Source organism: Ornatilinea apprima, from assembly GCF_001306115.1.
GTDB classification, from domain to species: Bacteria; Chloroflexota; Anaerolineae; order Anaerolineales; family Anaerolineaceae; genus Ornatilinea; species Ornatilinea apprima.
In genome coordinates this window covers 148,253-162,064 of the sequence record NZ_LGCL01000002.1, presented here as the reverse complement: position 1 = coordinate 162,064, position 13,812 = coordinate 148,253, and the positions used below count along the sequence as shown (strand labels likewise).

At 53.3% G+C, this 13,812-nt stretch carries 10 protein-coding genes; 2 read left to right on the top strand and 8 right to left on the bottom strand.

Going from position 1 to position 13,812, the window contains the following annotated elements:
* Positions 1–27: 27 nt before the first annotated feature.
* The 7 genes from ADN00_RS00740 to ADN00_RS00710 form a co-directional block, all read right to left on the bottom strand.
* Entirely contained in the window at positions 28–1,023 is a 996-nt protein-coding gene (locus tag ADN00_RS00740) for a tRNA dihydrouridine synthase (protein ID WP_075061034.1), read from the bottom strand.
* Positions 1,020–2,276, bottom strand: coding sequence for an MDR family MFS transporter (locus ADN00_RS00735; protein ID WP_075061033.1), 1,257 nt, complete (start codon positions 2,274–2,276; stop codon positions 1,020–1,022). The genes ADN00_RS00740 and ADN00_RS00735 overlap by 4 nt, the downstream gene beginning before the upstream one ends.
* Before the next feature lie 151 nt (positions 2,277–2,427).
* Positions 2,428–2,874, bottom strand: a complete 447-nt coding sequence (locus ADN00_RS00730; protein WP_075061032.1) for an aconitase X swivel domain-containing protein — start codon at positions 2,872–2,874, stop codon at positions 2,428–2,430.
* Positions 2,875–2,876: 2 nt separating this feature from the next.
* Positions 2,877–4,172, bottom strand: a complete 1,296-nt coding sequence (locus ADN00_RS00725; protein WP_075061031.1) for an aconitase X — start codon at positions 4,170–4,172, stop codon at positions 2,877–2,879.
* Between the two features lie 18 nt (positions 4,173–4,190).
* A complete protein-coding gene (locus ADN00_RS00720) occupies positions 4,191–6,452 on the bottom strand; it encodes an oxidoreductase (RefSeq protein ID WP_075061030.1) in 2,262 nt (753 codons plus the stop codon).
* Between the two features lie 140 nt (positions 6,453–6,592).
* Positions 6,593–7,123, bottom strand: a complete 531-nt coding sequence (locus tag ADN00_RS00715) for a metallophosphoesterase family protein (protein ID WP_075061029.1) — start codon at positions 7,121–7,123, stop codon at positions 6,593–6,595.
* Entirely contained in the window at positions 7,116–7,526 is a 411-nt protein-coding gene (locus tag ADN00_RS00710) for a hypothetical protein (protein ID WP_075061028.1), read from the bottom strand. Before ADN00_RS00710 ends, ADN00_RS00715 begins: the two co-directional genes overlap by 8 nt.
* Positions 7,527–7,708: 182 nt before the next feature.
* Between ADN00_RS00710 and pgm the strand changes: the two genes are divergently transcribed.
* Positions 7,709–9,361 carry a phosphoglucomutase (alpha-D-glucose-1,6-bisphosphate-dependent) gene (gene pgm, locus ADN00_RS00705; RefSeq protein WP_075061027.1) on the top strand — a complete coding sequence of 551 codons (1,653 nt, stop codon included), beginning with the start codon at positions 7,709–7,711 and terminating at the stop codon, positions 9,359–9,361.
* A gap of 335 nt (positions 9,362–9,696) precedes the next feature.
* On the opposite strand, the gene ADN00_RS00700 is transcribed toward pgm, so the two are convergent.
* On the bottom strand, positions 9,697–13,347 hold the full coding sequence (locus ADN00_RS00700; protein WP_075061026.1) for an ATP-binding protein: 3,651 nt from the start codon (positions 13,345–13,347) through the stop codon (positions 9,697–9,699).
* 162 nt (positions 13,348–13,509) lie between these two features.
* Here ADN00_RS00700 and ADN00_RS00695 point away from each other — a divergent pair, with 162 nt between their 5' ends.
* Positions 13,510–13,722 (top strand): hypothetical protein, encoded by a 213-nt coding sequence (locus tag ADN00_RS00695; RefSeq protein ID WP_152966205.1) that lies wholly within the window; start codon positions 13,510–13,512, stop codon positions 13,720–13,722.
* Positions 13,723–13,812 lie beyond the last annotated feature (90 nt).

Sequence of the window (13,812 nt, the reverse complement as noted above, 5' to 3'; positions counted from 1 at the left end):
TTTTCTTGATTTCTGAGGTTCAGTTCTTCAGGATTCTGCATGATTGAGTAGGAGGTTTGAGAAGAATTGATGCGCCAACTCTTGAAATTCATTCAGATGGTTGGATGTGAGCATTTGTTGGCGGGTTTCACTGGAGAAAGCTGCATACGGACGCAAATACCGGTCTGCATATTTGCGGAAGAGCACCAACCCTTTTTCCGCTCCATAGAAGTCGACATTATACTCCAAATGGCGGAAGAATAATTGGGATACTTCTTGAATACTTATTTCGGATCGATCACGATACGATAATATCCATGGGTTGTGAATGGCAGCCCGTCCAATCATCACTCCGTCGCAGCCCGTCTGTAATTTCATACGGTGGATATCGGCGACCTGTTGAACATCACCGTTTCCGATGACGGGAATCTTCACGGTTTTCTTGATTTCCGCGATGGGCTCCCAAACAGCCGGCTGGAGGTATTTCTGACTGCGCGTGCGCCCGTGGACGGTAATCATTTTCCCGCCATTGTCTTCGATAATGCGGGCAATTTGCAGGTAATTAAAGGTGTTTTCATCCCATCCCAAACGGATCTTCCCGGTTATGGGTATGGGAAGGCTGGTTGAGAGCACGCGAAATATGTGGGCAATTTTTTGCGGTTCCAGCAGCAGGCCAGCGCCGGCTCCTCGATTGGAGACGTTCTTCACAGAGCAACCCATATTGATGTCGATACCATCCGGTTGGTATTCGAGAAGCAGGTGCGCGGCCCGGTAGATACGCTGGGGGTCGTTATCGAAAATTTGAATAAAGAAGGGGTATTCCATGCTGGAATGCACACATTTTCGCGGTACTTTGTGGTATTGATTAACCACGTCAATGGCGTTGACAAATTCGCTGAAGCTGATCGCGTTTCCGCATTCGGCGGCTAAATTACGAAACGGATAATCGCTGTAGCCATCCATAGGCGCAAGAACCAGATCGCCGTAGACGGCGACCTGGTCTATTTGGAAGGTTGGCTTTCTCGATTGTTCTTGTTCAATCATGGGCGGATTTCTGGTATTTCTGCGGCTGCCGTTTTTCGTTTTTCGGAAAGGTGCAGAAGATAATAGCCAAAGGATGCAAACATTCCAAGAATGCCTGCAATATACCACAGAATTCGCGGATCATGGTTATCGATGATCAACCCGGAAAGATAAAGGCCAAAGATATTGGGCAGCGTCCAGCTATAACTGAACACCGCCATGTACCGGCCGCGCTTATCTTCAGGGGCGAAGCTGGCGACAATGGAAGTACCAACCGGCGAAACCAACATTTCGCCGATCGTGATGATCACCATGGCTAGAAGGAAAAGCGGATAGACAGCGACAAATCCATACATGGCAAAGCCAACCGCGTACAGCAGAGTGCCCACGGTCATGACGATCATTGGAGGGAAATTGCGAATGCGGCGAGTGATGGGGAATTGGAATAAAACCACCATGGCTGCGTTCAAGCTAAGGATGTAGCCAAAATACAGCTCGGTAATTTGATGGTGATCGCGCAAGTACACACCCAGAGTGGTGTTCATTTGCATGTAAACCAGGACGACAATAATTTGGATAAACATGAAAACCAAGAATGCGCCGTCCTTGAATACATCTCCATATCCCTTAACTGTGGAGAAGAATGACTCGCTTCTGGCTTTGGATACCTCTGGCGCCTTGTGGGTCTCTTTGACCAGAATAAAAATCACAATTGATGTGATTGTGCTGGCGACGGCATCGGTGATAAAGAGATACAGGTATGAATAGGCGGCCAAAAGCCCGCCGATGGCCGGGCCAATCACCACAGCGAGGTTGGCGGAAACGCGCCAGATTCCGTAGCCTTCCGGCCGTTTTTCTTCGGGGAGAAGGTCGGCGACCATGGCGTGCCCGGCCGGGTCTCCAACGCTGGCAAAAAGCCCAGAGATTAATGCGACCAGGAAAAAGGCGGTAATGTTGTTAACAAAACCCATCAGCAGCATGCTGAAGGCGCTGGAGAGAAGGCCAAAAATGAGCGTGCCTTTGCGTCCCATTCGATCCGCCAGCGCGCCGCCAATTGTTGTTCCAACGATGCTGGATACGAAGTGAACACCGAACAGTAAACCGGCTTCTGAGAGGCCGACACCAAATTTTTTGGTGATGTACAGCGTGAAAAATGGGAAAATCAGCGCGCCGCCAACCCGGTCAATAAAGAACGCACCCATCACCAGCCAGAACTGTCGGGGATAGTCGTTGTAGACTGTCTTAATTTTTTTTATCTGGTTTTGAATAAACATGAGAACTCCGCTTTTCATGATGATTAGCAATAATGAGAAAACAAGTGTAACACCAGATGAAACCATTATCCGCTAGCCATTTGACCAGTTAATAAAAAAGGGGCGGGTGGATTTTATACCCCGCCCTAGAAAAACGAAAGAAAAATTGTGGTTACTTCACTGTTACTGTACCATCCTCGGCAATGGTAATGGTTTGTCCTTGTTGGACGGAGTGCAGAAATTCTTGTCCAAGTTGGTCTACAACAATGAAACGGTGGTTGTCCCAAATATCGGCTAGAATCACTCCGGCGGCGGCCAGCGAGTCGATATGTTCTGAAAACAAAATTGCTTTGGGGCCGTTTCCTAACCGGGCGATGGTCTGAAGAACCAGGCCACCGGTAGTGGATCCGATCGTCTGCGGTATGCATAAGATCTTGCCAGTCATTTCTTTTTGGAAGAGGTCGCTATTGTTCTGGTCAGAGCAAATCGCTTTCTTTGAACGTAAGATGACACTTTTTTGGAACGAAGCGAGCGTGTTAAAGCCCTGCCGCGAGACTAACGCCTCGCCCTGGCATGCGCCAGACAAAACCGGCCGACCTTTGAAGATTCTTTCTGTCATGGTTATTTTCCTCCTCGGGAGGGCAGCTTCCCTGTGACCGCGATTTGCAAGACATCTTCATCCAGATAAAAGCGTGCGGTTGTGTAGGTCCGAAGCTTATTGGAGTTCGTGACGATCGGTTTGCGGCCGCAGAGCGGATTGTTCATGTACATCAAAGGACAAATTGATGTGATATGAATTTGCTGGCTTAGCAGTGTCTGGTAGGTGTCTGGTTTTTCGGAAATGAAAGCTTTTTGAATGTCTGGCGCGGTAAACAGGTACACGGGGATTTTTAAGCGGTTGGCTTTGTGGTGGCGGAGCTGATTTTCCAATTGTTCAATCCAGCTTTCTAATTGATGGCGCGCCAGGTGTGGACAGCCCACAAAGATATAGTCAGGCTGAGTGTTGGCGTTTTTCCAGAGAAGAGGATATGCCTGATATACCCGTGCTAATTCGTGGTCATCAATGACGTAAGTCTGGTAGCCTGGCTTGAGAAGTGTTCGCCCGGATTCAACAGCTTCGGGAGTAATATTTTCCACATGGTATAGTCCAACTGCACCGTTAGAAGCGGTTGCCGCCCCCATGTCTTTTAAGTAGGCTTCGGTAGCTGGGTTGAGTCCCGTTCCAAGAAAGCCATCCATGCCGACGATGTAGGGCACATCTTCCATTACTTTCATACCAATTGCGCTGCCCAGAAGTTGGGCATTAGGCTTTGAGGAAGTTTTCACTTCAACCAACCAGGTAGCCTGCCGGCCCTCATCGGTGAGCAACCCAAAATAAGGCGCTTTTCCGATAATATCGCACATCAGGTCGATGCCTCCAGAGTTGCGGTTGGTCCGCGCGCCTAATACTGAATTGGCGAAGACCACTGCAGAAGACTCTGACCAGGCCAGGAAGTCGCCTTTCGCGGGTGTGTTTCCCACCTCAGGCAGGTAGCAGGTGCAGGTAAAGCTGTTTTCATCTTTCAGCCCAAGTTTTTTCAACTGCTGCTCATAAGCAGCCTGCTTGCCAAAAATCAGGTTAAAGGCAAGCTTCTCTACAAGACCGGGATTTAGCCGGTCATATTCCATTGGCCTCGGATCAACTGTGAACGGCTCTTTCGATTGTAGTCCGGCGCCAATTAACTCGTCCAGCATATCAAAATAAGGCTGGATGGTATTGGCGCCAAAGGAGGTAACCATGTGCGGAGAGCCGGTGATAGGGACGAGGTGGTCAGCCCCAAACGTCTCACCGTAGACGACGACAGATTTCATTACTTTTTGCAGAACTTCGCCTTGTTTTCCATCCAGAATGGCTTGATCTTCTGGGGTCAGTATCATGGTTTTGCTCCTTTTTTGCTAAAGGCTGCGGCCAACCGCGTAGCCAGCTTTAACTGCTTCGAAGACACGGCGAATCTGAAAGGCGTCACCAATCTGTAACACCTGCGGAGCAGCTTTTTTTTCAACACACTCATCGTAGATTTGCGTATTTGGCCGCAAACCCAATGCCAAGACCACCAGATCGGCCGGTAACACTTTCTCTTCAAGCTGCTGTCGTACGGGCCTTGCAAGTGGATTCTCAATATTTTCAGGCAGCAATGGCGTCCAGGTAATATACGGAGAAGGTACTGTGTTGGAGACATTCTGCTCTACGGTGATGGAGCCTGGCTGAACCGATTTTAATCGTGTGCAGTTCATAAGCGGAACATTCATTTTTTCTAATTCGTGGATCATGTGTCCGCGATTGGCTGTGCACAACCCAATCATAAAGGCATCCAACATTTCTATGACGGTTACCTTTTTCCCTAATTCAGCAGAGAGGAAGTGCGCGCATTCACAGCCAACGGCCCCACCCCCGACCACCACTACATTTTGGGCCTGAATTGCCAGGTCTGGATTGCGCAAAACATCTACGGCCTGAACTACATGCGGCAAATCCAACCCCGAAATCGATGGATGGACTGGCGTTCCACCCGTGCAGACGATGATTGCATCATAGCCCAACCGCTTAAGGTCGCCAGCTGAAGTCTCAATACCGGTTTTTACCGTCAGATTACCATTATCTACGGCAAGGTCTACCTGGTGTTGAAGGTATTCAAGATAATTCGCCACTTCGTATTTAATTCTTGGCTTGGAACCAGGCACAAGCATTCCACCAATGCGGTCTTGCTTTTCATAGAGGGTTACTTTATGTCCTCTTTTGGCTGCGATGGTGGCGCAAATAACACCGGCGGGGCCAGCTCCTACTACCGCAATTTGTTTGATGCTGTCAATGGGAGGTAATTCAGCTGAATATACATCCTCAAAACCAGTTCGTGGGTTGACGGCGCACTGCGGATGGCCACCCTCAACAAATTCATTGATGCAGGCTTCTTGATCGCCGATACAAGGGCGAATATCTTTAACCCGGCCCGAGAAGGCTTTATTAGGCCACTGGGGGTCAGCCAGAAGCGGGCGGGCGAGCATGATCATGTCACAGGCTTCGTCTCGTAAAGCCTTTTCGGCCAGGTCAGGGTACCCCAATTTTCCCACTGCCACAATGGGCACCGGCAAGCCGACATTGCTCAGAATATTTTTCTCGTTGAAATACTGCTTCACCAGGCGCGAAACGGGCAAGTAACATCCTGATGGCATGGAATTCGGAGGATGGGGCAGCCACCAATTATCATAACAACCGAGGTCTACATCAAAAATATCCACACCGGCTTTAACCAGGTTTTCCATGTAATCAAGGGTCATGGCAATGGTGCGCTCATTTTTGAATTTCTTTAGGGTAGAAACGGTATTCATGCGCTCGCCATATACTGCATTGAGCGCTAATGAAAGGTCAATGCGATACAAGATGGGGTACCGGTTGCCAGCTCGTTTTCGAATTTCTTTGACCATATCCAGCCCAAATGTCTGCCAGTTCGCATAACGTCCCATTTTGCGGCGATTAAAGGCTGAGTTTGTCATTTGCTCCAACAAATAGCCTTCATGGCCGTGGAGGTAAACTCCGTCGATCAGTGCCGCTTTGGCATCTGCGGCAGCTTGCCCCGCGGCCTTAATGATGCGGCGGCATTCGCCGTCGGTTAGCGGCCGGCAGGGAACAGAGGTGAGGTAGAAATTTGGATTCCAGGACGCGGAAACCGGCAGTTTATATTTCTTGATCATTGATTCGGGTGAACCGACCCGACCAAGGCCTGGGGTTAATTGGATGAAGAAATGGGCACCATGCGCATGGATGTTTTCAGCTAAATCGCGCCAGCCAGCAAAAACTGTACGAGAACGGTCAATTCGCGGGAAATAGCTTCGGTCTCCCAATTCGGTTACAGTTGGGTCTATGTTCTGGCTGATGGGAACAAGACCAGATGTAATGAGTCCAACGCCTCCTTTAGCACGCTCGGTGAAGTATTGAACCATCTTATTGGCTGGTCGTCCCATTTCTTCGGCCATTGAGATGTTGCCCATCGGGCCCATTACAATGCGGTTTTTTACTTTAATACTGTTGATTTGAATCGGGGAGAAAAGCTGATCATACGGGAATAGTTTGTTATCCAGACGGGCTTCAGAAAATTGACTTTCGTTTTCAAACCATTTTGGAAAACTGTCGAGCAGATCGGTCAAGAAGGATTCATCCATTTTTCTCATATCATTCTGTCCTTTTCCAACAGAGCTTGGTGGTGAGAGGGCTGCTGATATGAATTATAGGATGTGGATAAGGCACGATCTACTGTGTTGTGTACTGATTAGTAGGTGATGAGTGTAATCCTCATCTCATCTTAAATGATGAAATGCTGGCCATTGGGGACAGTAAAGAAAGCCACATGGCTTGAGATAATATCCAAAACTGAAATGGTTTGCACGCCAGCTCGCATGGCGCCTCCGGTGGTGCCAGGGTTGATCAGGGTGGTTTGGGAAGAGAGCCGTTTGATCGCCGGGCGGTGGGTATGACCGTGAAAAATAAAGTCGGGAGATGCGTTGCTTGATAAATCTTGAAAGACCAGATCATGCACAACCCAGATGGATTTGCCAGAAAGGTGTAGTTGTAGGTGATAGTCAACCTGGTTTTGCGGTTTGATCTGTTTTGCGCGACGGCGCAATTCTTCGGGGTGCTGGTCTGTGTTACCGATCGCCAGATACATCTCAAAACCGGTAAACAGATCGAGAAGATCGGGCTGCCCCAGGTCTCCGCAGTGGATAATGATGGAAATATCTCGCTGCCTGAAAAATTCAAGGGCGGCGAGTGTGTTATCTCTATTGTTGTGCGTATCTGACATGACGCCAATGAAGTGAAAATCAGGATTATTCATGATCGTTTTGCAGGCGAACGAGAAGGAATGCAGTGATTAGTAGGAGAACTCCGGCGGAATCAAAGAGAATAAAGCGTTGAAGCGACAGCTTAAGAATGGTGAGTTTTTCGGGCAAGTGAAGGTAAATAAGGCTTTCCCCCGCAACACCAATAATCTGCATGATGACCGCTTGAACCAGCGCAACCTGGTACTTAATCGGGTTGATGGCTGCAAAAAAGTAAGGAACCGTCCACATCAAAAACAGCACGCCCATACTTTGAATCACAAATGGGCCGGTATCCCCTGATAGTTGGAATGAAGGCACAAATCGCTGCGGGAAGATGAAGAAAAACACGGCAGCTTGCAAGTTTAGGAATAAAACCAGGCTGACGAGAACGCGTGCTAGAAATAGTTTGCGGTTCAAGGGAGCTGACTTTCGTGTTTTTGGATTCTTTTTTTGATTTCCATATCATAACATAACGCCAGTTTCGATAACCACAATTTCATGAAATGATTCATCAAACTATCCTATCGTTATTCAATATAATAAGAACAACAATGGTTAGGTCTTCTTATTTTCGTCAACATTGAACTGAAGGAGGAAATATGGCTCTGCATCCATTGGCGGGTAAACCTGCTCCGCGTGAGATACTGGTAAACGTCCCAAGGCTGGTCGCGGCGTATTACACTCAAAAACCAGATCTATCCGATCCAGCCCAACTGGTGAGTTTTGGTACATCCGGGCACCGCGGATCGTCGCTTCGTGGGAGCTTCAATGAGGATCACATTTTGGCGGTTTGCCAGGCGATTGTCGAATATCGGGTCGCGCAAAAAAACAGCGGCCCCTTGTATATTGGGATGGACACCCACGCTCTTTCTGAACCAGCTTTACTGACTGCTATAGAGGTGTTTGCGGCGAATGGACAGGATATTATGGTGCAGACCGGCCTGGGGTACACCCCGACCCCCGCAATTTCGCATGCCATCTTAACTTACAATCGTAACCGTTCTGAAGGCCTGGCTGATGGGGTGGTGATCACACCTTCGCATAATCCGCCAGATGATGGGGGCATTAAGTACAATCCGCCTGAAGGCGGACCGGCAGATACCAGGATCACCACCGCCATCCAAAACCGCGCCAACGAAATCTTAAGGGGTGGGTTAAGAGCCGTCAAGCGCTGGAATTTGCAAAAAGCGCTTAAAGCGGAAACAACACACCAGCATGATTACATCCTTCCGTACACTGAGGATCTCCATAATGTGATTAACATTTCCGCGATCGCTCAGGCGGGTCTTAAGATTGGAGTTGACCCTTTGGGAGGTGCCAGCGTGGCGTATTGGGAACCGATTGCGGAGCGATATGGATTGAATTTGGAAATTGTGAATCCGTATGTGGATCCCACTTTTGGTTTCATGCCGGTTGATAAAGATGGCAAAATTCGAATGGACTGCTCATCTCCGTACGCCATGGCGGGTTTGATTGGCTTGAAAGACCACTTTGATATCGCATTTGGAAATGACGCCGATTGCGACCGGCACGGCATTGTTTCGCGAAGCGCAGGATTAATGAATCCCAATCATTTTCTGGCGGTTGCAATCTGGTATCTGTTCCAAAACCGGCCCAATTGGGGCAAAGACGTTGGGGTTGGAAAAACATTAGTTTCCAGCTCGATGATTGACCGGGTCACCGCTTCTCTGGGCCGCAAACTTTTTGAGGTTCCGGTCGGCTTCAAATATTTTGTTGCCGGTTTACTGAATGGAACATTTGGCTTTGGCGGTGAGGAAAGCGCGGGAGCATCGTTCCTCAGACACGATGGCACCGTATGGACAACCGACAAAGATGGCGTGATTCTCGATTTGTTGGCTGCTGAAATCACAGCGGTTACTGGGCGAGACCCCGGAGAACATTACCAGGATTTGGTAGGCCGCTTTGGCAACCCCGTATATCAGCGAATGGATGTTCCCGCCGGGCTGCCGCAGAGAAAAGTGCTGGCAGATCTCTCGTCAGAATTGGTAAGTGCGGAAGAGTTGGCCGGGGAGAAAATTGTCTCCAAGCTTACCCGCGCGCCATATAACCAGGCCGCCATAGGCGGTTTGAAGGTGGTTACACAAAATGGCTGGTTTGCGGCTCGACCATCGGGCACGGAAGATATTTACAAAATTTATGCTGAAAGTTTCCGCGGCGAAGAGCATTTAACCCAAATTTTGAGTGAGGCCAAGGCGATCATCGCGGCTGCTTTTCATGCCGCAGGAATTTGATTTTGCAAGTTTGGAACAAAAAAACCTTCGCATTTGCGAAGGTTTTTTTGTTCTGGCGGGAGCGACGGGCATCGCCCCATGTGCAAGTAAATTCGGGGGGACAGACTTTCAGACCAGATGAGGGCTTGAAAGACTGTGGAAACGCGCTGTTCGGCGCGATTTTTGCTTTTTAAAGGGCTTTTTTTACCTGTTAGGGTCATTTTACATCGAGTTAAGTAAAACTGCAAGAAGGACTAGCATTTCTGTTAGGTGTAAAAAAGGGATGTCTAAGCTGGAATGAAGATGTTTTCTTAGGCACTACATTATCGTCATCGCATAATCGCTTCTGTTGAGCGTCACGCAACCTCTATTTTGCCAATCAATGCCGCAGCCTCCTGCATATCGGGGAATTCAAACCCCTCGGTAAAGCGCCCGAACACCTCCTTCAGGAAGGTTCGTGCTTCCGCCTGCTCCTCCGCGTAATCCTCCCCCTGCCTTATCTTCAAGCGGACCAGGCTCATAGCCGTCCGCAGCTGCCATCCGAATGCGCCAACCTCCTGAGCGAGCTGAAGCGATTGGCGGAAACACTCCTGTGCCTCCCCCGCCGCGGCCAGACCATCTCGCTCCAGCAGCAGCTCGCCCTGCAGGCGGTAGAGCTCGGGCTGGTAGCTCTGTCCGCACGGGACATCCGGACCAAGCACGCTTTGGATCGCCGCCAGCCCGAGTTCCAGCAGGCCGGAGCTCGGTGCATCGTCGCCCATCCGGCGAGCCGCGGCCAGGCAGCTATCTGCCAGGACCACGACCAGGCTGTCCGTGCCGATGGCCATACCCCGGGCTTGCCACCCGGCGATGGCGCGTTGTATCTTCTCTATACCGGCGATTTCCTCCCCGCGCATTGCCGCCAGACAACCCAGGAAGACTTCCGCAAATGGCTGCCACATCGCAAAGCCATACTGCTGGCATACCTGGTAGCACAGCTCGCTGCGCTCCTGCAGGGCGGCGGTATCTCTGCGCAAAAGGAACAGCACGATACAGCCAACCGCGGAGGCAAAGGCCTGTGCATACCGGTCTCCCTCCTCCAACGCGCCAGTCAATGCCTGGGTGCTGCGCCGCAGGGCCTGTTCCGGATACCCCAGGAACCACTGGTCTATCGCCGATATGATGAGTGTGTTTGCCGTGAGATTCAAGCCCACCATAGCCCGCAGCTCCGTCCGCCGCTGTGGAGTGATCCAGGAAAGGATCCAATTGAAGTGCTTTTCCGCTTCCAGCGAGTTGCCCATCGAATTTAAAATATGGCCGAACCGCCAGTGGGCGAGGGCGATAAAGGCCTCATCCCCCGATTGTGTCGCCAGCTGGAGTAACCGCTCCGCCGCAGCCAGAGCCTCTTGGAAATGTCCCTTCGCTGTCAGCAGTTCTCCTTTGGATAAGAGCATCTGCAGACCCGGCCGTCCGGGAGCGTCTCCAACACCAGCTTCGCTGGCCCGCCGGAATGCGTCTTCCAGTTCATCACTTCCTACTCCACCCAGATTGCGCTGAGGACCCAGCCGGGCCGCGCCTAACAACCGTTCGATCTCCACCCGCTCGGTAGAAACTGGAGCGTCCGAAAGCAGGGCCAGCCCGTGGTCGAACAGCTGCAGCGCCTCCCGAAAAGCTGAAAGTCGCGCAGCCTGAACCCCTGCCTCATGCAGGGCCCGGGCAGCCGGTAAAGCCAGGCCGGCTGCCTCATAATGCCACGCCAGCGCCGGCGCCAGCGACTGGGGTCGTTCCCCTTCGGCCGCATAGATCGCTGCCAGGGTCACCCCGGTTGCCTCATGCAGCTGCGCTTTTCTCACCGTATCCAGACTGTTGTACGCGCCGCGCTGCAGCAGGGCATGCCGGAAGCGGTATGAGGACAGGCGCTGCCCGCTCACAGCCAGCCGTTCCAGGCTGACCGCCTCCACCAGGCGGTGCTGCCGGCGCAGCGGACCGCTCAGGCGCTTGAGGACGGCTTCTTCGCCCCGGCCCAGTATGTGGGCCGTTACTTCCGCGACGAACTGCTCGCCCTGCACCGAGGCAGCTTGCAGCAGCTCGAGATCCTCGTCCGGCAGCCCAGCCAGGTGCCCGGCGATGACCGCCTCCACCTGCGGGGGGCAGTAATTCCAATCCAGCCCGGGAGCTTCCACCCAGCGCCCAACCGCGTCTTTTGCCAGCATGCCCTGGCTTTCAAAGCTGTGCAGCAGCTCGACGGTGAAGAGCGGGTTGCCGCCGGTGTGGTCGTACAGCTTATGCCGGAACTCCGCGCCCAGGTTGTTTGGCTCGCTGTCGATCAGCGCTTCGACGAAGGCGCGCCCGTCGGCCCGTTCCAGGTCAACCAGCACGTCGCCCCAATCGCGCCGCAGCTCGCGCACCACGGTCTCCATCCCCAACTTGGGCGCAGGTTCCCCTGGTCCAGCCGGCTCTACCGGGCGGAAAGCGCAGGTGAGCAGGATCCGGCTGCCGGCCAGGCGGCGGCCCAGGTGGAAGAGCAGCGCCAGCGTGCCGCCGTCGGCCCACTGTAGGTCGTCGATTGCCAGGAGCAGCGGAAATCGTAAGGATAGGGTGTGCAGCACCTGGGTGAGTTGGGCGAACAGGTCAGGCTGTGAGGTGGCGGCGCGCCCTGCGGAGCGAGCACTCAGCTCTCGCAATCGCTTCGGCCAGCGCGCGGCCGTGCCGGGCGCCGAAAAGCTCTCCAGGCGCTGCAGCAGCGCTTCGCCCGGCACGAAGCGGTCGATCAAATCCGGGCCATGCTCGGCCAGCGCGGCGCCTACTGCCGGCAGCGCCTCCCACACCCGCCGGGCCTGCTCCGGCGAAAGCGTCCCCCCGGCCCGCTTGCTCTCAACGTCGCCCGCTAGGGTCTGCAAGATCTCCCGGAACGGCAGGTAGGGATCGCCGGCCCCGCCGTGGGCGCTACAGCGCCCGCGCAGAGCGATCAAATCCGGATAAGCCAGCCCGGCCTGCCGGCTGAATGCATCCAATAAGGCGGTTTTCCCGGTCCCTGCCTCGCCCGCGATCAACGCCACCCCGCCCCGGCCGGCGAGAGCGCCCTCGAGCAGGCCATTTAATTTTGCCAGCTCGCCCTGGCGGGAGACGAAGGCTGCGACCGGCGCGGCCCCCGCGCGACCGCTCTCGGCCATTGCGGGAACTGCTTTGTGCGATTCCGCCAGGGTGAGCAGGCCGGGTTGGATGGGAGTCAGGCTCCCATCCCGGATTTGAACATACAGCGCCTGGGTTTCATCTTCCGGCTCGCAGCCCAGCTGGTTCGCCAGCAGGCGGCGGCAGGTTTCATAATGCGCCAGGGCAGCCGAACGCTCTCCCCCCAGCGCCAAGGCCAGCATAAGCTGGCGGTGCGCCGGCTCGCGGTAGGGTTCCAACTCGAGCTGCTTGCGCGCCCAGCGCGCCGCCTGGCCGGTCTCCCCGGCTCTCATCTGGAAAACGGTCAGGTGATCCAGCAGAGCCAACTGGCTGCGCTGGATTTCCTCCCCTTTCAGCAGCATCCATTCTTCGAATGCGGGGCTGTCCGCGATGGAGAGTCCCTCCAGGAAGGGCCCGCGGTACAGCTCGACCGCCGCGATCACCCGCTCGATCTCTGCCTTGTTGTTATTAACCCCTCCTGGCGGACCGCTGGCGATGAAGATTGGGCTTTGCCCAATGCTCGATCGCTCGAACTCGTTTACATCCAGCCAGTGGTCGCAGGCCTGGTTGAACTGCACGTGCGTGCGGGTGACCAGCAGAAAGGGGGATTCCGCCCGGCGATCGCCCAGGGCGCTGCGCAGCTTGGACAGGGCAAAGCGCAGCGAATTATGCGCTTCCTGGTCGGAGCGCTCGGGCCACAGGAGAGCGGCCAGCTGCACGCGGGGATGCTCTCGTTTGCTCTCCACTGCCAGGTAGGCCAGCAGGGCGCGTAATAAATCGGAATTCAGCCCGTTGGCCGCTTGGCCATCCAGAGTGGCCTGAAAGGGACCCAACAACTTCAGCACCAGGTGAGACATATCCTGCCTCCCAGCTCTATTTTTTCCCTGACACGGTGCTTTATTAAGTATAGCAAAAAATCCGGAAAATTTTACATGTTCTTTGATCAAGCACGTTCCAGGCACAATCCAGACACGTTGCCGGCACGTTGGCTGTGTATCATGGAACAAAGGATGACCGATATGAATCCGACGAGCGAAGAACGCGACGCCTACCACGCTTTCCTGCTGCGTTTGTGGCGCACCCAATCCCAGGGGAAAACCCAATGGCGCGCCAGCCTGGAAAGCCCGCACACCGGCGAGCGCCAGTCCTTCGCCAGCCTGGAGCAGTTGTTCGCTTTTTTGAGCGAACGGTGTGAGGGCCAGCCACCCGAGGACGATTGGCGTCCGAGGTAATGGACATTCTGGCGCCTAGAAAGGAGGAGCTATTGAAAGCTTACGAACCTGATCGAACTCACCCGAATCAGGGGCGAGGTTGGGAAGGGG

Excerpts from the sequence above, each read along its gene's own strand:
- ADN00_RS00740 (WP_075061034.1), bottom strand. The coding sequence starts at position 1,023 with ATGATTGAACAAGAACAATCGAGAAAGCCAACCTTCCAAATAGACCAG.
- ADN00_RS00735 (WP_075061033.1), bottom strand. The coding sequence starts at position 2,276 with ATGTTTATTCAAAACCAGATAAAAAAAATTAAGACAGTCTACAACGAC.
- ADN00_RS00730 (WP_075061032.1), bottom strand. The coding sequence starts at position 2,874 with ATGACAGAAAGAATCTTCAAAGGTCGGCCGGTTTTGTCTGGCGCATGC.
- ADN00_RS00725 (WP_075061031.1), bottom strand. The coding sequence starts at position 4,172 with ATGATACTGACCCCAGAAGATCAAGCCATTCTGGATGGAAAACAAGGC.
- ADN00_RS00720 (WP_075061030.1), bottom strand. The coding sequence starts at position 6,452 with ATGGATGAATCCTTCTTGACCGATCTGCTCGACAGTTTTCCAAAATGG.
- ADN00_RS00715 (WP_075061029.1), bottom strand. The coding sequence starts at position 7,123 with ATGAATAATCCTGATTTTCACTTCATTGGCGTCATGTCAGATACGCAC.
- pgm (WP_075061027.1), top strand. The coding sequence starts at position 7,709 with ATGGCTCTGCATCCATTGGCGGGTAAACCTGCTCCGCGTGAGATACTG.
- ADN00_RS00700 (WP_075061026.1), bottom strand. The coding sequence starts at position 13,347 with ATGTCTCACCTGGTGCTGAAGTTGTTGGGTCCCTTTCAGGCCACTCTG.
- ADN00_RS00695 (WP_152966205.1), top strand. The coding sequence starts at position 13,510 with ATGAATCCGACGAGCGAAGAACGCGACGCCTACCACGCTTTCCTGCTG.